This window comes from Streptomyces sp. R35, assembly GCF_041053035.1.
GTDB classification, from domain to species: Bacteria; Actinomycetota; Actinomycetes; order Streptomycetales; family Streptomycetaceae; genus Streptomyces; species Streptomyces lutosisoli.
In genome coordinates, this window is the sequence record NZ_CP163440.1 from 2,591,668 (window position 1) to 2,611,071 (window position 19,404).

The window sequence follows — 19,404 nt, forward strand, 5'->3', positions numbered from 1 at the left end:
CCGCGCCGTGGGCGGGCGGCACGTGCCACTCTGGCGGCCCGATTGGCCTCCCTCCCCGTCGGGAATCCGTCCACCGTGCAACGACGCATCGAGGACTACGCGCTCATCGGGGACGAACAGACTGCCGCCCTGGTGGGCCGCGACGGCTCCGTCGACTGGTTGTGTCTGCCCCGGTTCGACTCGGCGGCCTGCTTCGCCGCGCTGCTGGGTGACGAGGACCACGGCCACTGGCGCATCGCGCCCAAGGGAGCGGGCCTCTGCACCCGGCGCGCCTACCGCCCGGACACGCTCGTGCTCGACACCGAGTGGGACACCGACGAGGGCTCGGTCCGGGTGACCGACCTGATGCCGCAGCGCGACCGTGCCCCCGATCTCGTACGCGTCGTCGAAGGACTGAGCGGCCGGGTGACGATGCGCGGCCTGCTCCGGTTGCGCTTCGACTACGGCCTGGTCGTGCCATGGATGCGCCGCGTGGACGGCGAACGCGTCGCGGTCGCGGGGCCGGACTCGGTGTGGCTGCGCAGTGAGCCGCCGGTGCGCACCTGGGGCAAGGATTTCCGTACGCACTCGGAGTTCACGGTCGAAAAGGGCGAGAAGGTCGCTTTCGTTCTGACCTGGCATCCCTCGCACGAGCCGCGTCCCTCCCGCGTCGACCCGTTCGAGGCACTGCGCGTCAGCGTCGAGGACTGGCAGGCGTGGGCGGCGCGCTGCCGTTACGACGGCCCGCACCGGGACATCGTCGTCCGCTCCCTGATCACCCTCAAGGCCCTCACCTACGCGCCGACCGGCGGCATCGTGGCCGCCCCCACCACCTCGCTGCCCGAGGAACTGGGCGGGGTCCGCAACTGGGACTACCGCTACTGCTGGCTGCGCGACTCCACGCTCACGCTCGGCGCGCTCCTGGCGGCCGGCTACCACGAGGAGGCCGAGGCCTGGCGCGACTGGCTGCTGCGCGCGGTCGCGGGCGACCCGGCGGACCTGCAGATCATGTACGGCATCGCCGGCGAGCGCCGCCTGCCCGAGTACGAGCTGCCGTGGCTGCCCGGATTCGCCGACTCGTACCCGGTCCGGGTCGGCAACGAAGCCGTACAGCAGTTGCAGCTCGACGTGTACGGCGAGGTCATCGACTCGCTGTCGCTGGCCCGGAGTTCGGGTCTGCCCTTCAAGCCGCACATGTGGCGCGTGCAGGCCGCCCTGCTGGAGTTCCTGCGGACCGCGTGGCGGCAGCCGGACGAGGGGATCTGGGAGGTGCGCGGCCCTCGACGGGACTTCGTGTACTCGAAGGTGATGGCATGGGTGGCCGCCGACCGCGCCGTACGCTCCCTGGAGGAGTGTCCGGAGCTCGGCGGCGATGCGGACGTCTGGCGCGCGATGCGTGACGAGGTGCACCAGGAGGTGTGCGAGCGCGGCTACGACGCCGAGCGGAACACCTTCACGCAGTCCTACGGTTCACGCGAGCTGGACGCCTCGCTGCTGCTCATCCCCCGCGTCGGCTTCCTGCCGCCCGACGATCCACGGGTGATCGGCACGATCGACGCGATCCGCGAGGAGCTCGGCGGCAACGGCTTCGTGCGCCGCTACACCGCCGAGGGCACCGGCGTCGACGGGCTGCCCGGCGGCGAGGGCGCCTTCCTGGTCTGCTCGTTCTGGCTCGCGGAGGCCCTGCATCTGACGGGTCGTACGCAGGAGGCCGGCGAGCTGTTCGAGCGGCTGGTGGGGCTGGCCAACGACGTGGGCCTGCTGTCCGAGGAGTACGACCCCGTCGCCGGCCGCCAGCTCGGCAACTTCCCGCAGGCGTTCAGCCACATCGGCCTGGTGGGTACCGCCTTCGCCCTGTTCGGAGGCGAGAAGGCGGGATAGGGGAGGATAGGGGCCATGGATCTTGGACTGAAGGACCGTGTGTACGTCGTCACGGGAGCCACCCGTGGCCTGGGCAGCGCCGCCGCGCGTGAACTCGTCGCCGACGGCGCGAAGGTGATCGTGACGGGGCGCGACGAGAAGAGCGTCGCCGATGCAGCGTCCGCGCTCGGCCCGAACGCGGTCGGGGTCGCCGCCGACAACGCCGACCCCGGGACCGCGGCCCGGCTGATCGCGGCCGCCCATGAGCACTTCGGCGGCTTCGACGGCATCCTGATCAGCGTCGGCGGCCCGCCGCCCGGGTTCGTCGCCGACAACACGGACGCGCAGTGGACGGCCGCGTTCGAGTCGGTCTTCCTCGGCGCGGTGCGGCTGGCCCGCACGGCCGCCGCGGAGCTCGGCGAGGGCGGTGTCATCGGCTTCGTGCTCTCCGCCTCGGTGTACGAGCCGATCCCGGGGCTGACCATCTCCAACGGTCTGCGCCCCGGCCTCGCGGGCTTCGCCAAGTCCCTCGCGGACGAGCTGGGCCCGCGCGGCATCCGCGTCGTCGGCCTGCTCCCGTCCCGTATCGACACGGACCGCGTCCGCGAGCTGGACGGCCTCTCCGCCGACCCGGAGGCCACCCGCGCGGCCAACGAGGCCAGCATTCCGCTGCGCCGCTACGGCACCCCGGAGGAGTTCGGCCGGACGGCCGCGTTCCTGCTCTCGCCCGCGGCGTCGTACCTGACGGGCATCATGCTGCCGGTGGACGGCGGGATGCGGCACGGGTTCTGAGTCCTTGCCGCGCGGGGGTCCCGGACCCCCTTGTGGTGCTCAACTGACCCGTTCGGCACGGTGCTTGACCCCGCGGAGGCGCACCTCCGCGGGGAGTGCCGCGAGCCCCGCCGAGTCCCGCGCGTGCGCGAGCGCCTCCGCCGTCAGCAGGTGCAGCGCGTGGCCGGGGTTCACATGCGGTTCCAGCAGGAGCTGCACCCGCGCCTCGGGGGTGCCGCGCCGCCCGGTCAGCAGGACCTGCGCGTGGTCGACACCGTCCAACTGGCCCGCCTCGGCGGCCAGTACGCCCTCCAGGGCCCGCCCGCGCAGCAGCGCGCCCTGGCCGTCGCCGGTGTCGACGAGCACCTCGGTGAGCCGGCGCCGCCGCAGCACGGCCGCCAGCCACCACAAGGCGAGCAGCACGAGCACCGCGAGGACGGCGATGACGGTCGGCCACCACCAGCCGTGGTCCCGCCACCGGGTCCGCTCGGCATCGCTGAGCAGCACGTCGTGCCGGCCGTCATGGATCCACCACGAGGGCGGCCGCACGCCGAGCCCGACGGCGAGCACGGAACCGCCCAGCGCCACCAGCGCGAGACCGATGATCCCGATCAGTACCCGGTTGACGATCCGCAGCACCGGCCTCACCCCTTCCGTCCGGGACGCCTGACGTGCACCGACAGCGAGGGCGGCCGGGCGAGCCCGAGCCCCCTGATGCCGTCGGCGAGTGTGGCGTCCAAGTCGGCGCGTACGTCGTCGAGTTCACGGAAGTGCGAGACCGCGCGGACGTCGACCTTCTTTCGTCCCATACGGACCCGGACCGACTGGACCCCGGCGACCTCCATGGCCCGGTCGCGCAGCGCCATCGCGGCGGCGCCCCGGTGCAGCCCGGCCCGGACGTCGGCGTGGGTGCGCCGCATGGGCAGGACGTCGCGCAGTCCGGGCGTGGCGGCGAGGACGATCAGCCAGATCCCGAGGGCGGCCGCGATTCCGGCGCCGACGAGCACCCAGGTGTCGTCGAGGGGCTGTTCGGCGAGCTGCCGGGCCAGTTCCCTGCGCCAGTGCATGGCGGGCCGGTGGGCGCGTACGGCCGTGATGTCGTACAGGAAGGCCCCCGCGACGACGAGGACCAGCACCGCGAGGATGCCCGCGGGCACCCGGCGCACGGACCAGAAGCGGCCCTGGCCGCCGTCCTCGTCGTCGACGGTGTGCAGTGGTTCGTAGTCCGATGCGGAGGCGGACTGCCCGAGCGCGCCGCTCTCGGACCCCTTCTCCATGACGGGCATGACAGGCATGCGCCGGGTGCTCTCGGAGCCCTGGGGCTCGCTCATTGCGTCCTCCCCTGTGCCGCGCCGGGCGCCTGCGCCAGGTGCAGCCGCTCCACCTGGACGGCCACCTCCGGCACTTCCATCCCCGCCAACGCCCTTACCCGCTCAGCGACATGGCGACGCACCGCGTTGCACTGGCCACCGATGTCGGAGGGATAGTCGAGTTCGACACTGACGCGGACATGGGCGCTCTCGGTTCTCTCGGCCGGGGTCTCCCCCGCCCTGGCGGAGCCGACAGCCCCGGGACGCACGACGACGCTCGCGTGCGGGGGCGCGGCCTCCGGGGGCAGCGATCCCAGCGCCTCGCGCGCCGCCTGCCCGGCGATCTTCGCGACGACCCGGTCGGCGATCCGGGTCGCGCCCCGCTCGGCCGGCGCGACGGTCGTCACGGGCCGCCGCGGCTCGCCGAGCCGGTCGACGTGACCTGGCACGCGTCACCGCCGCCGGTCGTCGCGGGGACGGAAGAAGTCACCGAGATCCAGGTCCCCTTCGAGGAACCGCCCGACGACGAATCCGATGGCGCCCAGGGCCGCCACCAGCAGGAAGGCCCCAAAACCTCCGAAGTACCCGGCGAAGCCCAGCGCCATTCCGGCGATCATGCCGATCACGGCCAAGCTCATGGTGCGCTCCTCAGCAGTTCGATGGCCGAGTGATCACTAGCTGTGCGGTGGCCGGGCGGTCGCCGGCGGTTCGGTGACCGGTGGTCACTGGAGCCGCGACTCCGGCTCTTCGTCTTCTTCGTCGGGAAGTTTCACATCACTCACCGCGATATTGACCTCCACGACCTCAAGGCCGGTCATCCGCTCGACGGCCGCGATGACGTTCTCGCGCACGGCGTGGGCCACGTCGGCGATCGACACGCCGTAGTCGACGACGATTTCCAGGTCGAGCGCGGTCTGCAACTCGCCGACCTCGGCCTTCACACCCCGCGAGACGGACTTCGAACCACCGGGCACACGATCGCGCACCGCTCCGAAGGTCCGGCTCAGTCCGCTGCCCATGGCATGCACGCCGAGCACATCGCGGGCGGCGAGCCCGGCGATCTTCTCCACGACGCCGTCGGCGATCGTGGTCCGTCCCCGGGTGGCCGGATCTCCGCCGCCGCGCCTGGTGGGCTTACGGGTCTGCGGCGACTCCTTCTCGCCCTCGGAGTTCTCCGTCCGGTTCCGCTCCGTCATGTCGGTCATCGCCGTACGTCCCTTTCGGTCGTCCTCCTTTGCCCACAGTAAGCGGGGTTGCTCGGTCGCGCGCCGGGGATGCGGCAGGCTGGAGCAATGACGGCGGACCGGTGGACGCAGGTTGTACGGCACCAGCTCGGGTTCGGCAGACTGCTGCCGCTCGGCCTTCCGCGCGACGGCGCGTGGATCACGGAGGGGGCGGCCGACTCGGTACTGCGGCGCGCGGCGGATCCCGTGCGCGGGGTACGCCTCGGCGCGCTCCGTATCGCTCTCGCCGATCCCGACCAGGCCAACGACCCCGCCGTGCCGCCCCCGCCGAGCGCACTGCCGCCCGGCCCCCTGCGCATCAGCGCGGAATTCACGGCCTCGGCGGACCCCACGGCCCCGGGCATCGAACCGCTTCCCACCACGGCGGCCCGCCTCCGCCTGGCCCTGGCCACAGCGGCAACGGAACGCCTCGGACTCAAGGTCACGGAGGTGGACCTACGGGTGACGGGCTTGCTGGAGGAGGAAGAGGCCGCCGCCGCGGTACGCCCCACCGAGGTACACCCGGCCACCGAGCCGACGGACCCGGACGAGGCACGTGCGGCCACGGCAGCCCTGTCCGTCCCGGGCGTGACCCACCTGACGGACGTACTGGGCCGCCCCGTACACATCACCGACACCCCGGGCGGGGAGCCCGCATTGCCGCGCCGCCACGTCCGCATCGAACTGGCGGTCACGACGGACAAGCGAACGGCAGACGTGGCAAGGTCCGTACGAACAGCGATCACAGAGGCACTACAGGACACCCCGACGGTGGCGGTACTGGTAACTGACGTGCACGAGTAGCCGCCCCGCACAGGAGCGCCCCTCAAGGGGCGCGGGGAACTGCGCGACAAGCTCCCACCCACCCGCAGCCCCGAGTCAACCTCAGTCACCCACCCCGAGGGGCCTCAGTCACCCACCCCCGCAAGATCCCGCAGCCGCCGAGCCTGAGCCGCACGCTCAGCACCCCGCTGTTCCTCGTACGTACGGTCCTGCACCCCCCGCAACAACGCCTTGGTCTCGATCACGGCATCCCGCGGCGCGGAAAGCAGCGCCGCAGCAAGATCCCGCACCGCACCGTCGACCTGGTCGGCAGGCACGGCAAGATTGGCGAGCCCGGTCCGCTCGGCCTCCTCAGCCAGCACAAACCGGCCCGTCGCGCAGATCTCCAGCGCACGGGCGTAGCCCACGAGGCTCACCAGCGGATGCGTCCCCGTGAGGTCGGGCACGAGTCCCAGACTGGTCTCGCGCATGGCGAACTGCACGTCGTCCGCGACGACGCGCAGGTCACAGGCGAGCGCGAGCTGGAACCCCGCGCCGATGGCATGCCCCTGAACGGCGGCGATGGACACGATGTCGCTGCGCCGCCACCAGGTGAACGCCTCCTGGTACTCGGCGATGGCCGCGTCGAGCTCGGCATCGGAGCCGCGCGCGAGGTCGATGAACGACGGTTCCCCGTCGAAGCCCTCGGGCGTGAACGCCTGCCGGTCGAGCCCCGCGGAGAAGGACTTGCCTTCGGCGCGCAGGACGACCACCCGGACGGAGCCCGGCAGTGACCGTCCGGCCTGCGTCAACGCCCGCCACAGAGCAGGACTTTGGGCGTTGCGCTTGGCCGGGTTGGTCAGCGTCACCGTGGCGATCGCGTCGTCGACGGTGAGCCGTACGCCGTCCTTGTCGAATACCGGGTCGAGCGAAGCCATGGGGCGCCTCCGATGGGTGCGGTCGGATCAGATGCGTACCCCATGCGGAACACGAGGGACACCTAAGTGACTGCACAGTAACCACCCGGTCGATCACGCGACCGACCGGGTGGCCACCACCGAAGCCGATGGGGACGCCCGGCCTCAGGCCGAGGCGGCCTTCTTGCCCCGCGTCGCGCCGCCACGCCCTCGGAGCGTGACGCCCGACTCGCTGAGCATCCGGTGCACGAAGCCATACGAGCGGCCGGTCTCTTCGGCCAGCGCTCGGATGCTCGCACCGGAGTCGTACTTCTTCTTCAGGTCTGCCGCGAGCTTGTCGCGCGCGGCGCCGGTTACCCGGCTGCCCTTCTTCAGAGTCTCGGCCACCCGTGCCTCCTCATGGGAAGTGCGCTCTGGACTCTCATGATCACCCCTCCTGGGCCTCATGGCCACCCATTCGGCAAGGTCCGTAAGACAAGGTTTTGACGACAGGAGCCCGTCCCCACGAGTGGAATCCAAGGTTCCGGCTGCCACTGTCCGTACCGCCGAACGGGTTCTTCCACGAAGTACCTGGTCAGCGACGCAAGACGGCCGAGCCCTTGGGAATAAAGGGCTCGGCCGCGAAATCGATGTAGGACACACCTCGGTACGAGGAGATCTCACACAGATGATGGATCACGGATCGGCCGAATGATCCATACGCAGTGGATCAGTCATTCGATCACGCCCCGCTGACAGCGCGGGGGCAGGTGGGGATTTATGCCAGCGCGACCAGATCCGCGTAGTCGGCGCCCCACAGGTCCTCGACGCCGTCCGGCAGGAGAATGATCCGCTCGGGCTCGAGCGCCTCGACGGCGCCCTCGTCGTGGGTGACGAGGACGACGGCGCCCTTGTAGGTGTGCAGCGCGCCGAGGATCTCCTCGCGGGAGGCCGGGTCGAGGTTGTTCGTCGGCTCGTCGAGGAGGAGGACGTTCGCGGAGGAGACCACGAGGGTCGCGAGCGCGAGACGGGTCTTCTCACCGCCTGAGAGGACCCCGGCCGGCTTGTCGACGTCGTCACCGGAGAACAGGAACGAGCCGAGCGTCTTGCGGACCTCGACCAGGTCGAGGTCGGGGGCGGCGGAGCGCATGTTCTCCAGGACCGTGCGCTCGGGGTCGAGGGTCTCGTGCTCCTGCGCGTAGTAGCCGAGCTTGAGGCCGTGGCCCTCGACGACCTCGCCGGTGTCGGGCGTCTCGACGCCGCCGAGGAGCCTGAGGAGGGTCGTCTTACCGGCACCGTTCAAGCCCAGGATCACGACGCGTGAGCCCTTGTCGATGGCCAGGTCGACGTCGGTGAAGATCTCCAGGGAGCCGTACGACTTCGACAGGCCCTCGGCCATGAGCGGGGTCTTGCCGCAGGGTGCGGGCTCCGGGAAACGCAGCTTGGCGACCTTGTCCGAGACCCGTACCGCGTCGAGTCCGGCGAGCAGCCGGTCGGCGCGCTTGGCCATGTTCTGCGCGGCGACCGTCTTGGTGGCCTTGGCGCGCATCTTGTCGGCCTGCGAGTGCAGCGCGGCGGCCTTCTTCTCGGCGTTCTGCCGCTCGCGCTTGCGGCGCTTCTCGTCGGCCTCGCGCTGCTGCTGGTAGAGCTTCCAGCCCATGTTGTAGACGTCGATCTGGGCGCGGTTGGCGTCGAGATAGAAGACCTTGTTGACGACCGTCTCCACGAGGTCGACGTCGTGGGAGATCACGATGAAGCCGCCGCGGTACGTCTTCAGATAGTCGCGCAGCCAGACGATCGAGTCGGCGTCGAGGTGGTTCGTCGGCTCGTCGAGCAGCAGGGTGTCCGCATCCGAGAACAGGATGCGGGCCAGCTCGATACGGCGGCGCTGACCACCGGAGAGCGTGTGCAGGGGCTGGCCGAGCACGCGGTCGGGCAGGTTGAGCGCGGCGGCGATGGTGGCGGCCTCGGCCTCGGCGGAGTATCCGCCCTTGGTGAGGAACTCGGTCTCCTGGCGCTCGTACTGCCGCATGGCCTTGTCGCGGGTGGCGCCCGAGCCGTTGGCGATGCGCTGCTCGTTCTCGCGCATCTTGCGGATCAGGGTGTCCAGGCCGCGCGCGGAAAGGATGCGGTCACCGGCGAGTATGTCGAGGTCGCCGGTGCGCGGGTCCTGCGGCAGGTAGCCGACCTCGCCGGAGCGGGCGACATTGCCGGCGGCAGGGACGCCCTCACCTGCGAGGACCTTGGTGAGCGTCGTCTTGCCCGCGCCATTGCGGCCGACCAGACCGATGCGGTCGCCCTTGGCGATACGGAAGGTGGCGGACTCGATGAGGAGACGGGCGCCGGCGCGCAGCTCGATACCGGAGGCGGAGATCACGGACAGACTCCAGGGCGGGGTGGTTGGCGGGGTGGACGGCTGAGGACGTTCCCGCCGTCTAATGCGCGAGGAGAATGGCCATGGGCCAAGTCTAACGGGGCCGTGCAACCACTTTTCCGGTGTGCGCGTGTTCGAGACTGTGACGCTCGCCCCGTCGATCACTGCCCAGCGGCGTGCGGTCCGGGGTGATCCTGCCCAGGTCGTCCACGGCGATGATCTCGCCGGTCCAGCTGTCGGTGGCGGCGCAGGGCTGCGCGATCAGCAGCGCCGCGCGGGCACGCACCGCGCGCGCGGGCGCGAAGGCGCAGCCGCTGCGGGCGGGCAGCAGCCAGCGCAGGTCGCCGTCGGCGATGCGGTACGCGGCGATGCGCTGAGGGGTGACGACGGCGAGCATGCGGGGGCCGAGGGCCCGCAGCACGCCCGCTCCCCCGTGGGCGGCGAGCCAGGGCGCGGCCCCGGGAAGGGCCCGGTGCCAGCGCACCGCGCTGCCGTCGCCGCGCACGGTGGCGGTGACCAGTCCGTCGTCCCAGAGCGCGATCGCGTCCCCGCGCGCGGGGAGCACGCCGAGCGGGCGCCGGCCCTCCCGCGTGTACGTCCACCGGGTGCGCCCGGTCTGTGCGTCGTACGCCTCGACGGTGGCCCCTGCCGTACGCAGCGGGGGTCGCGTCGCGTGCTCCACGCGCGCGTGGAGGCCGTGGACGGTGAGGCGGTCTCCGTAGGGGGCGGTGCGGGCCTGGTGGGCCGCCGCGAGGAGGGGGGCTGCCAGGAGGAGGGCGAGGGCGGCGGGCAGGAGGGCGCGAAGGGGGCGGCGCCGGGCGAGGGAGGGTGGGAACTCCACGGCCGCGGTCTCCGTGGCCGTGGTCTCGACGGTCGCGCTCTTCGTGGCCGCGCTCTTCGTGGCCGCCGGGACGGTCGGGAGCGCCTCGGTCACCTCGGTCACCTCGGTCGACAGCACGACCATCTCGCCCCCTTTCGTCACCACAGCCCCACGGATCAGGCGCAGAGCGTAGGGGCGGGCAGCCGGGACCGGCGTCGGGACACGGCGGACGGGACAGGCACGTCCCCCGTTCGGACCTCCGCCCGGGGCCGGGGACCTGAGGCCGTATGAGGATGGCGCCACAGAGCGACGTACGGCAGAGGGTGGTGTGCCCATGCAGTTCGACGACGACGCCGACCTGGACACTTCCGAGGTCCAGGATGTGCGCGGCAGTCGAATCCCCGGCGGCCGAGCGACCGTCGGTGGCGGCATCGCCGGCCTGATCGCTCTGCTCATCGGACTGTTCTTCGGAGTCGGTCCCGACCAGCTCGGCCTCTCCTCCGGCAACGACGAGCCCGCGGCGAACTCCTCGTCCCTCGCACAGGTCCAGCAGACCTGCCGCAAAGGAAGCGACGCGAACGCCCAGGAGGACTGCCGCATGGTGGCAGTGGTCAACAGCGTGCAGGCCTTCTGGACGCAGGAGTTCGCACGCCGCAGCGGCACGTACACGCGCTCTCCCACGGTCTTCTTCAGCAACCAGGTCGGCACGGCGTGCGGCGCGGCGACGTCCGCCGTCGGGCCCTTCTACTGCCCCGGCGACCGCAAGGTCTATCTGGACCTGGGCTTCTTCGACGATCTGCGCACCAAGTTCGGCTCCAGCGGCGGGCCGTTCGCGCAGGCGTACGTGGTGGCGCACGAGTACGGGCACCATGTGCAGGACCTGATGGGAACGCTGGGCAGGTCGCAGGACGGCGTGACCGGCGCGAACAGCAACTCGGTGAAGGTGGAGCTGCAGGCCGACTGCTACGCCGGGGTGTGGGCGCACCACGCGACGACGACGAAGGACCCGTCGACGGGCAGGGCTCTGATCACCAGCCTCACGGATGCCGACATCCGCGACGGCCTGGATGCCGCGGCGGCCGTCGGCGACGACCGGATCCAGGAGAAGTTCCAGGGCCGGGTGACCCCGGAGACCTGGACGCACGGCTCGGCCCAGCAGCGGCAGCAGTGGTTCTACCAGGGCTACAGCAGCGGCGACATGGCGCGGTGCAACACCTTCCGCTGAGACCGGACGGCGGGCGGCTTCCGCACGGCGGGGCGTTGTCAGTGGCCGGTGCAAGACTGGGCAACAGGTCGGATTCCGGCGGCTGGACGAGTGGGAGTGATCGGCATGGCAGTCATGGACGGCGGGCGCCCGAGCATCTACCCGACACTGCTGTACGCGGACGCGAAGGCGGCGATCAGGCAGCTCACGGAAGCCTTCGGCTTCACTGAGGCGTCGGTGTACGAGAGCGACGAGAACGGGGTCGGCACGGTGCTGCACGCCGAGCTGGTCCAGGGCAATGGCGCGGTCATGCTCGGCTCCAAGGGCCGCGGCGGCGTCTTCGACAGCGCGATGAAGGACGCCGGCCCGACGGGGGTGTACGTGGTGGTGGACGACGTGGACACACACCACCAGCGCGCCGTGGACCACGGCGCCGAGATCCTGATGCCCCCGACGGACCAGGACTACGGCTCGCGGGACTACATGGCCCGCGACCTCGAGGGCAACATCTGGAGCTTCGGCACCTACGCCCCGGAGATACGGGCGTAGGACCCGGCCCGCTCCCCTGTCGGTTCCCCCGCCGACTCCCCGTCAGCTTCCCCCGGTGTGCACCTGGAAGGCGGCGCGGCGTACGGCCTTGGCGAGCGCCGGGTCCGGGTGGGCGGCGGCGAGGGCGACCAGGACCTGCACGGTGCGAGGGTGCCCGACCGCGCGCACCTCGTCGAGGAGCGCGGGCACGGTGGGCTGCACCGCGGACTCCAAGTGCCGTACGAGGAGCGGGGCTTCACCGTGGTCGGCGACGGCTGCCGCGGTGTCGACCCACAGCCAGGTGGACTCCTCGCGGGTGAGCACCTCGTGGGCGTCCTCGGGGTCGTGGCCGTCGTGCTCGGCGAGCCACAGCAGGGCGTAGGGGCGCAGCGAGGTCTCCTCGGCCACGGCGCGTACGTCGGGCTCGGCGGGGGCGCCGACCACGCGCAGCGCCTCGAAGGCGAGGCCGCGGGTGAGGGCGTCGTCGCCGCGGGCGGCGTCGAGGAGCTCGGTGACGGCGCTGCCGACGGGACGGGCGGCGAGCCAGGCGCGGTACTCGGCGCGGGCCGCGTTGGGGCGGAGCTGGGCGCAGCCGCGGAGCATGCCTTCGGCGTTCTGCTCGATGTTCCCTGCGGGGCTCTGCGCGGCGACGCAGATCTGCTCCAGCTTGACCCAGACCGCCCAGCTGCCGAGCGGGGTGAGGGTGGCCTGGCCGCCGGCGCAGGTGAGCGCGCCCACGGACGCGAGGGCGTGCAGGGCCCAGTCGAGGAGGGGGGCGAGGGGGGCGTCCGCGACCTCGGCGGCCTCCGGGCCGACCTCAGGCTGGGGGCCGTAGGGGATTTCGCAGCGCTCGGTGCGCAGCTCCGTGACGCGCTGTTCGAGCAGGTCGAGGAGTTGCTCCATGGGGACGGGCCCCGCGGAGAGCTGGAGGAAGGAGAGCACCTGAGGCATCGCGGAGACGACTTCGGCGACGGCGGCGGGTTCGCGGCCCACGGGCTCCGGGTACGCGAGCGACCAGGCGTCGAAGAGGGCGACCCAGCCACGCAGCACGGCGCTGTCGTCGCGGTTCCAGGCGCGCAGCCGCCAGCCCGGGCGGGCGCTGTCGCCGTGCACCTCGATGAGGCCCGCCAGGCGTGCGGTGTCCCAGTGGGCGCGGACCTGAGACGGGCTCAGCCCCAGGTCGGCGGCGGCCCGTTCGGCGGTGGCATCGGAGAGGGTGCCCTTGCCGTCGGAGTTCGCGCCGTCGCGCCCCGGGCGCAGAGCGGCGTCGGCCCAGCGGGCGACACGGGCCGCGTCGGCCAGGCCGGTGCGCGCCATTCGGGCCAGTTCCGCGGGCGGAGGTGTGCCCTCGGGCGGCCGCGGTGCGGGGCGGCGCGTGCGGCGCTGGGTCACCGCTCGGGGGGCGGCGGCCAGGGGCCGCGGGCTGACGAGTCGGAGCCTGGAGTCGCGCGGGTTACGGGACGTCACGGGTGCAGTCTTCCGGTTGACAGTCCGAAAACCCAAACGGAATGCCACGGCGGGCGACGGGGGTGATGGGCGCACGGGCTTCTCAGAGCGCTCGACACGCGGGAAAGAGCCCCTATGGGACGGGAAAGAGCCCCCATGAGAGTTGTCCGGGGCCGAACCGGAAGGGCGCACGCGGGTGCGCCGGGTGGCTCGTCGGGGCCGGCGGTCCGGTCGGCGCGGGCCCGCACCGGGGGCAGGGCCCGCGGGTCTGCGCCAAGGGGGTTCGGTGGCTACATCAAGGGACCACATCAAGCGGCTACATCAAGGGGGTGAGGAAGCGGCGGAGGGCCTCTTCGTAGCCTGCCGGGTCGGCGTTCCACATGGCGCCGTGCGGGGCGTGCGGGACCGTGTAGAGGGTGACCAGGTTGGGGCGGCGTTCGGCGAGGCGGCGTGAGGGGCCCCAGGGGGCGATGGTGTCGTCCGGGCCGTGCAGCACCAGGGTCGGCACCTTGAGGTGGTCGGGGTGCGCGGCGTTCTCGATGCGGTCGCCGTGCAGGCCCGTGCGGCCCTGGGCGGCGCGGACGGCGAGGGGCAGGAGGGCGCTGGGGGTGCGGCGGGCGGTGGCGAGGGCGCGCAGCGTGGTCTCCCAGTTGAGCACGGGCGAGTCCAGGATGAGCCCGGAGATCCGCTCGCGCAGCGCCGAGTGCGCGGCGGCGCGCAGGGCCATGGTGGCGCCGGTGGACCAGCCGTACAGGACGACCTGCTCGGCGCCGTACCGCACGGCGTACCGGATGGCGGCGTCGAGGTCGCGCCACTCGGTCTCGCCGAGGTGGTTGAGGCCGTCCTGGGGGCGGGGTGCGCCGAGGTCGCCGCGGTAGGCGAGGTCGAGTACGGAGAAGTGGTGGCGGTTCAGGAACTTCATCACGTTCATCGGATGTTCGCGGGTGGCGCCCAGGCCGTGCACGGTGATCACCCAGGTTTCGCGGACGCCGGGCACGAACCAGGCGGGCAGGGCGCCGAGTTCGCCGGGGACGTCGACGTCGGCGTGTTCGAGGCCGAGGGCGGCGCTCGGATTGCCGATGTACAGGTTCGGGGTGAGCCACACCTTGTCGCCGGATTTCAGGGTTCCGTGAGTGACGCGTTCCAGGCGGCGTACGACCGTGTCGACGGGGTGGGGGGTGGCATTCATGACCGGGCCGACGACCGCGTGGGAGCCGTCGCCGGCGAGGCCGTACGTGCCTGGGCGCTGGGAGGCCAGGTCCCGGGTGAGCGTGATCCCGCCCTCCGTCGTGCCGTGCACGGTGAGCCGGGGCTCGGTGGGCAGGGGCCTGCCTGGCGGCGCCTTCAGCGCGGCGTCGCTGGCGAACCGGCCCGCCGCCACGGAGGCTATGCCCGCGGCTATGGCTACGGTGACGGCCGCGGCCGTCGCTTTGACAGTGCGCACGGGTTCAGTCTCCCGGGGGAGCCCGCTATCGGCCAGCGGGAGCGGGAGCGAGGTGACGTCTTCCGCTGAGGGTGGGGCGGGTGTGTTCCAGCGGTACGGATGGTTCGGCACGACCGGGTCGTCACCGCTGGTTCGGCACCGCCGGGTCAGCACCGCCGGGGTCAGCACCGCCGGGTCGGCACGTCTCGGCTGAGCGCCGTCGCGGTGGCAGGACACCCTCGTCGGTCACAGCGGCACGAGACCGTCGAGGCGCCGGGTTGTTCGGCACCGCCGGGTCGGTACGTCTCGGCTGAGCGCCGTAGCGGCGGGATGGTGATGTTCGCCCCGGCGGAGAACAGACAAGGGGAAGCCCTGCGGCACGAGCAGGCAAGGACGGCCCAGCGGGCGGGGCACCGCGGGTCGGACCAGCGGGCGGAGCGCCGCAGGCCGGGCCCAGCGGGCGAGGCACCACGGGCCGGGCCAGCGGGCGAAGCCGCGCGCCGGGCCGATGGGTGGAGCATCGTGGGCGTTATCGACGGCGGAGTAGCGGGACCGGTCGGCAGGCGCGACGGCCCGCCCGCCGGGCGGAGCACGGGCTGGACCGACAGGCCCCGTCGGGCGGGGGACCGATGCCCGCCCGGCAGGCGGAGCACCACAACCCCGATCGACAGGCGAGCAGCACGCGCCGGACCGGCGAGCCCGGTCCGCAGGCCGACCAGCGCGAGCCCGTCAGGCAGGCGGCGGGCGCAGCGCCGCAGGTCGGGCCGGTGAGCGGAGTAGCGCGAGCCGCCTGGTGGGCGAGCGGCCGGGGCCGGAGGCCGGGCCGGAGACGGGCGGAGCCGGACCGGAGCCGGAGGCGGAGGCGGAGGCGGAGGCGGAGGCGGAGGCGGAGGCGTAGGCGGAGGCGGAGGCGGGCGGAGGCGGAGCCGGGCCGGGCCGGAGGCTGAATAGCGGGCTAGTTCTTCTGGCCGTAGTCCCGTAGGTGCTGGCCCGCCTCCTCCACCTGGGGCGTCGAGAGCAGCGTGGGGGTCAGGCCCGGGAGTGAGGAGGAGAGGAGCCAGACTCGGCACATCCACTCCAGCTGGGCCGTGCGGTCGTAGGCCTGGTCCAGTGAGGCTCCGTAGGCGATGGTGCCGTGGTTCTGGAGGAGGCAGGCGGTGCGGTGGGTGAGGGCCTGGAGCATGTTCTCGGCCAACTCCGGGGTGCCGTATGTCGCATAGGGGGCAACACGGACCGGTCCGCCGAGGGCGCCCGCCATGTAGTGGATCAGCGGGAGCTCGGGGACGAGCGTCGAGACGGCCGTCGCGTGCGCCGCGTGGGTATGGACGACGGCGCGCGCGTCCGTCGCACGGTAGATCGCCAGATGCATCGGCAGTTCGCTCGTCGGGAGGAGCGAACCGAGCACCTGCCGGCCGTCGAGATCCACACCGACGACGTCATCCGGCGTCAGCCGGTCGTACGGCACTCCCGTCGGCGTGACCAGGACGGTGTCGTCGACGCGTACCGACACATTGCCCGACGTTCCGACGACCAGCCCGTCGGCCACCGTCCGGCGGGCCGTCGCGACAAGCTCGTCCCACGCCCGCGTCACCGCGTCCCGCACGCCCCTCCCGCCCAACTCGCCCCGCTCGGGCGCAACCTGTGCGTCCCCCCGCATGTCCCGCGCGTCCCGTCGCTGCTCAGCCATGCCGCGATCCTGCCAGGCAGTGTCGTCAACGCGCCGCAGGCGAGGGCACTTTAGGGCGGAACCCGGGCATCCGTAAGGTCGCATATGGGCATACATCCCCCTCTATTGGCGATTGGCTGGCGATCGACGGGCATTCGATGATCTTCCAGTAACCTCTGGGGGATTTGTCGTGCACGTCGCCATTCCGGGGGGAAATATGGCCCGTGATCACAAACCGTTAAGTCGTCGCGCCCGGGGCTTCGCGGCCGCGGGCGTCGTGGCGGCACTCACCGCCGGGGGGACCGCTCTCGCCGCGCTCCCGGCCGACGCAGCGAGCAAACCCAAGGGGCACGACGTCTCCTCGCACCAGAAGAACGTCGACTGGCCGAGCGCGAAAGCAAAGGGCGCCCGGTTCGTCTATGTGAAGGCGACCGAGTCCCACACGTACCACAATCCGTACTTCAGCCAGCAGTACAACGGCGCACGCAACGCGGGCATCCTCCGCGGCGCCTACCACTTCGCGGTGCCGAACAAGTCGTCCGGCGCCACCCAGGCCGCGTACTTCGTGCGCAACGGCGGCGCCTGGAACGCGGACGGCTGGACGCTGCCGCCCGCGCTGGACATCGAGTACAACCCGTACAGCTCGCACAAGTGCTACGGCCTGAGCAAGGCCAAGATGGTGAGCTGGATCAAGGCGTTCAGCGACGAGATCAAGCGGGAGACCGGCCGCCGTCCGGTGATCTACACGACCACGCACTGGTGGAACACCTGCACCGGCAACAGTCGCGCCTTCGCCGCGAACCACGCCCTGTGGCTCGCCCGCTACGACTCGGCGGACGCGGGCGCACTGCCCGCCGGCTGGTCGTACTGGACGTTCTGGCAGTACGACAACAGCGGCAGCCTGCCGGGTGACCAGAATCTCTTCAACGGATCCATGACTCAGCTCAAGACGCTCGCACGAGGCTAGAAACGGCCACCGGAGCCCGGTATTCCGCCTTCGTTCGAGTCAGCCGGCCGCCCCTTCGACACAAACGGAGGGGCGGTCCACCCTTTGAGACACCCCATCGCCCGCCCCAGTTCATCTTCCGTTCACCCAGGTTGCCTACGGTCCACATGCCACTGACGTCAAACAGAAGCCTGGGTAAATGGAACACATCACGCTCCTCCTCGGAATCGTGATCGTCACCGCTCTCGTGTTCGATTTCACGAACGGTTTCCACGACACCGCCAACGCGATGGCCACCACCATCTCGACCGGCGCGCTCAAGCCCAAGGTCGCGGTGGCTATGTCCGCCGTGCTCAACCTTGTCGGCGCCTTCCTCTCGGTGGAGGTCGCCAACACGATCTCCAAAGGCCTCGTCGACGAATCCGGCATCCAGCCAGAAGTGATCTTCGCGGCGCTTGTCGGTGCCATCCTCTGGAATCTGCTGACGTGGCTCGTCGGCCTTCCGTCCAGCTCCTCGCACGCCCTCATGGGCGGCCTGGTCGGCGCCACCATCGCCTCCGCCGGCACCGGCGCCGTGCACGGTGACGTCCTGGTCGGCAAGGTGCTGCTGCCCGCCGTCGCGGCCCCGATCGTCGCGGGCATCGCCGCGATGCTCGCCACGCGGCTGTCGTACAGGCTCAGCAAGAACGCCGACGCCAAGGCCACCGCGAAGGGCTACCGCGCCGGCCAGATCGCCTCCGCCGGCCTGGTCTCGCTGGCCCACGGCACCAACGACGCCCAGAAGACGATGGGCATCATCACCCTGGCCCTGATCGCCGGTGGCGCCATCGCCCCCGACGCCGATCCGCCGGTCTGGGTGATCCTCTCCGCCGGTCTCGCCATCGCGCTCGGCACCTACCTGGGCGGCTGGCGCATCATCCGCACGATGGGCAAGGGCCTGACCGACCTCCAGCCGCAGCAGGGCTTCGCCGCCCAGACCAGCGCGGCCACGGTCATCCTGGCCTCCTCCCACATCGGCTTCTCCCTCTCCACCACGCACTCCGTCTCCGGTTCCGTGATGGGCGCCGGCCTCGGCCGCAAGGGGGGCGTGGTCCGCTGGTCCACCGCCACCCGGATGTTCGTCGCCTGGGGTCTGACGCTGCCGGCCGCCGCGCTGGTCGGCGCGGGCGCCGAGTGGGTCACCGGCCTCGGCGACTGGGGTACCGCGCTCGTCGCCGTCTTCCTGATCGCCTCCAGCGCCGCGATCTGGCGGATCTCGCGCCGCGAGGTGGTCGACGCCACCAACGTCAACGAGACCGAGGAGCCCGCCGGTGTCGTGACCACGGCCATCGCCGCCGTGACCCCGCCCCCGGCCGGCAGCATCACCGATGACCTCACGGCCACCATTCCGGCTCCCGCCGAGACCGCGGCGAACCCGTCGGCTCCGTCGGCCATGGCCTGAGACCCGAAGGAAGAAACAGCATGAACATCGACTGGGCAGCCCTCGGGTCCGTCATCGGAGTGAGCCTCGGAGTGACCGTGGCCCTCGTCGGCCTCTTCACCCTCGGCGTCGTCGGCCTCTCCAAGAAGGAGTCGGCCCAGGGCGGTTCGGCCGCCGCGGCGGCCACGGGCGCGTACGTCTGCTTCGCGGCCTGCGCTGCGGCGGTGGCGTACGGCATCTCCTTGATCATCGCCTGAAGCACCGGCCGACCATGGTCCGAGCACCGCACGATCCTTTCTGAGGACCGCACGGCCTTTCTGAGGACCGCACGATCATCGCCGCCCTGCTCATCGGTCACCCTTTCCTGGTGACGGTGAGCAGGGCGGCTCTTTTTCCGCGTCGGCGGGACAGCTCGGCGTACCGGTCCCGCACCTTCGCGCAGAGCGTCTCGTCAGGCATTTCGGATGCCTACGCTCCGTGATCATCAGCGCATCCGTGGACTGCCGCCCCCCACAGGGGAATTCGGCGCAAGTCGGTCTCGGCGGACAGGCCGGGGTGGCGGCGGTGTGGGTCTCAGCACACTCTCCCGTCGCAGGTCAACAGCAAGTTGACGGGTCTTCCAACCCCGTGGTGGACTGCCCGAGCCAAGTACGGCGGCATGAGAGGAAGCCGGTGTGAGTCCGGCGCGGTCCCGCCACTGTCACCGGGGAAGGAATTCCCCGGGAGCCAGGAACTCTCACCGCCGGTCTCGTCGAACCAGGGCGTGGACACCCTGA

At 71.6% G+C, this 19,404-nt stretch carries 20 protein-coding genes and 1 riboswitch; of the genes, 8 read left to right on the forward strand and 12 right to left on the reverse strand.

Annotation, left to right across the window (positions count from 1 at the left end; all coding sequences use genetic code 11):
* Positions 1 to 75 precede the first annotated feature (75 nt).
* Together AB5J50_RS12090 and AB5J50_RS12095 are read left to right on the forward strand one after the other, a co-directional pair.
* On the forward strand, positions 76 to 1,860 hold the full coding sequence (locus AB5J50_RS12090) for a glycoside hydrolase family 15 protein (protein ID WP_369257414.1): 1,785 nt from the start codon (positions 76 to 78) through the stop codon (positions 1,858 to 1,860).
* A 15-nt stretch (positions 1,861 to 1,875) separates the two neighbouring features.
* Entirely contained in the window at positions 1,876 to 2,631 is a 756-nt protein-coding gene (locus AB5J50_RS12095; RefSeq protein WP_369257415.1) for an SDR family oxidoreductase, read from the forward strand.
* Between the two features lie 39 nt (positions 2,632 to 2,670).
* On the opposite strand, the gene amaP is transcribed toward AB5J50_RS12095, so the two are convergent.
* From amaP to AB5J50_RS12120, 5 genes are all read right to left on the reverse strand, one after another.
* Entirely contained in the window at positions 2,671 to 3,249 is a 579-nt protein-coding gene (amaP, locus tag AB5J50_RS12100) for an alkaline shock response membrane anchor protein AmaP (protein WP_369257417.1), read from the reverse strand.
* Positions 3,250 to 3,254: 5 nt separating this feature from the next.
* Positions 3,255 to 3,941, reverse strand: a complete 687-nt coding sequence (locus AB5J50_RS12105) for a DUF6286 domain-containing protein (protein ID WP_369257419.1) — start codon at positions 3,939 to 3,941, stop codon at positions 3,255 to 3,257.
* Positions 3,938 to 4,369 (reverse strand): Asp23/Gls24 family envelope stress response protein, encoded by a 432-nt coding sequence (locus AB5J50_RS12110; RefSeq protein WP_369257421.1) that lies wholly within the window; start codon positions 4,367 to 4,369, stop codon positions 3,938 to 3,940. The genes AB5J50_RS12105 and AB5J50_RS12110 overlap by 4 nt, the downstream gene beginning before the upstream one ends.
* A 3-nt stretch (positions 4,370 to 4,372) precedes the next feature.
* A complete protein-coding gene (locus AB5J50_RS12115; protein WP_327427721.1) occupies positions 4,373 to 4,558 on the reverse strand; it encodes a hypothetical protein in 186 nt (61 codons plus the stop codon).
* Positions 4,559 to 4,642: 84 nt separating this feature from the next.
* The gene (locus AB5J50_RS12120) at positions 4,643 to 5,125 is read right to left on the reverse strand and encodes an Asp23/Gls24 family envelope stress response protein (RefSeq protein WP_369257423.1); all 483 of its coding nucleotides are present in this window, start codon (positions 5,123 to 5,125) and stop codon (positions 4,643 to 4,645) included.
* A gap of 87 nt (positions 5,126 to 5,212) precedes the next feature.
* Between AB5J50_RS12120 and AB5J50_RS12125 the strand changes: the two genes are divergently transcribed.
* Complete coding sequence (locus tag AB5J50_RS12125) at positions 5,213 to 5,947, forward strand: nucleopolyhedrovirus P10 family protein (RefSeq protein ID WP_369257425.1); 735 nt, start codon at positions 5,213 to 5,215, stop codon at positions 5,945 to 5,947.
* Between the two features lie 104 nt (positions 5,948 to 6,051).
* On the opposite strand, the gene AB5J50_RS12130 is transcribed toward AB5J50_RS12125, so the two are convergent.
* The 4 genes from AB5J50_RS12130 to AB5J50_RS12145 all read right to left on the reverse strand — a co-directional run bounded on the left by AB5J50_RS12130 (position 6,052) and on the right by AB5J50_RS12145 (position 10,139).
* On the reverse strand, positions 6,052 to 6,843 hold the full coding sequence (locus AB5J50_RS12130; RefSeq protein ID WP_369257427.1) for an enoyl-CoA hydratase/isomerase family protein: 792 nt from the start codon (positions 6,841 to 6,843) through the stop codon (positions 6,052 to 6,054).
* A 144-nt stretch (positions 6,844 to 6,987) separates the two neighbouring features.
* Positions 6,988 to 7,209: a helix-turn-helix domain-containing protein gene (locus AB5J50_RS12135; RefSeq protein WP_006123601.1), complete on the reverse strand. Its 222-nt coding sequence runs from the start codon at positions 7,207 to 7,209 to the stop codon at positions 6,988 to 6,990.
* 370 nt (positions 7,210 to 7,579) lie between these two features.
* Positions 7,580 to 9,178 carry an ABC-F family ATP-binding cassette domain-containing protein gene (locus tag AB5J50_RS12140; protein ID WP_327427725.1) on the reverse strand — a complete coding sequence of 533 codons (1,599 nt, stop codon included), beginning with the start codon at positions 9,176 to 9,178 and terminating at the stop codon, positions 7,580 to 7,582.
* A gap of 91 nt (positions 9,179 to 9,269) precedes the next feature.
* Positions 9,270 to 10,139 carry a PQQ-binding-like beta-propeller repeat protein gene (locus tag AB5J50_RS12145; protein WP_369257429.1) on the reverse strand — a complete coding sequence of 290 codons (870 nt, stop codon included), beginning with the start codon at positions 10,137 to 10,139 and terminating at the stop codon, positions 9,270 to 9,272.
* A gap of 190 nt (positions 10,140 to 10,329) precedes the next feature.
* Here AB5J50_RS12145 and AB5J50_RS12150 point away from each other — a divergent pair, with 190 nt between their 5' ends.
* Both AB5J50_RS12150 and AB5J50_RS12155 read left to right on the forward strand, forming a co-directional pair.
* Complete coding sequence (locus AB5J50_RS12150; protein ID WP_369257431.1) at positions 10,330 to 11,220, forward strand: neutral zinc metallopeptidase; 891 nt, start codon at positions 10,330 to 10,332, stop codon at positions 11,218 to 11,220.
* Between the two features lie 105 nt (positions 11,221 to 11,325).
* The gene (locus AB5J50_RS12155) at positions 11,326 to 11,748 is read left to right on the forward strand and encodes a VOC family protein (RefSeq protein WP_327427728.1); all 423 of its coding nucleotides are present in this window, start codon (positions 11,326 to 11,328) and stop codon (positions 11,746 to 11,748) included.
* A 42-nt stretch (positions 11,749 to 11,790) separates the two neighbouring features.
* On the opposite strand, the gene AB5J50_RS12160 is transcribed toward AB5J50_RS12155, so the two are convergent.
* The 3 genes from AB5J50_RS12160 to AB5J50_RS12170 form a co-directional block, all read right to left on the reverse strand.
* Complete coding sequence (locus AB5J50_RS12160) at positions 11,791 to 13,194, reverse strand: hypothetical protein (protein ID WP_369257433.1); 1,404 nt, start codon at positions 13,192 to 13,194, stop codon at positions 11,791 to 11,793.
* A gap of 295 nt (positions 13,195 to 13,489) precedes the next feature.
* Positions 13,490 to 14,617 carry an alpha/beta hydrolase gene (locus AB5J50_RS12165; protein ID WP_369257435.1) on the reverse strand — a complete coding sequence of 376 codons (1,128 nt, stop codon included), beginning with the start codon at positions 14,615 to 14,617 and terminating at the stop codon, positions 13,490 to 13,492.
* Positions 14,618 to 15,551: 934 nt separating this feature from the next.
* Positions 15,552 to 16,283, reverse strand: coding sequence for a class II aldolase/adducin family protein (locus AB5J50_RS12170; protein ID WP_369257437.1), 732 nt, complete (start codon positions 16,281 to 16,283; stop codon positions 15,552 to 15,554).
* Between the two features lie 196 nt (positions 16,284 to 16,479).
* On the opposite strand from AB5J50_RS12170, the gene AB5J50_RS12175 reads away from it, so the two are divergent.
* The 3 genes from AB5J50_RS12175 (at position 16,480) to AB5J50_RS12185 (ending at position 18,885) form a co-directional block, all read left to right on the forward strand.
* Complete coding sequence (locus AB5J50_RS12175) at positions 16,480 to 17,229, forward strand: lysozyme (RefSeq protein WP_369257439.1); 750 nt, start codon at positions 16,480 to 16,482, stop codon at positions 17,227 to 17,229.
* A gap of 178 nt (positions 17,230 to 17,407) precedes the next feature.
* The gene (locus AB5J50_RS12180) at positions 17,408 to 18,649 is read left to right on the forward strand and encodes an anion permease (RefSeq protein ID WP_369257441.1); all 1,242 of its coding nucleotides are present in this window, start codon (positions 17,408 to 17,410) and stop codon (positions 18,647 to 18,649) included.
* A gap of 20 nt (positions 18,650 to 18,669) precedes the next feature.
* Positions 18,670 to 18,885 carry a hypothetical protein gene (locus AB5J50_RS12185; RefSeq protein ID WP_327427733.1) on the forward strand — a complete coding sequence of 72 codons (216 nt, stop codon included), beginning with the start codon at positions 18,670 to 18,672 and terminating at the stop codon, positions 18,883 to 18,885.
* A 357-nt stretch (positions 18,886 to 19,242) separates the two neighbouring features.
* Positions 19,243 to 19,384, forward strand: a riboswitch (cobalamin riboswitch).
* The last annotated feature ends 20 nt before the right edge of the window (positions 19,385 to 19,404 follow it).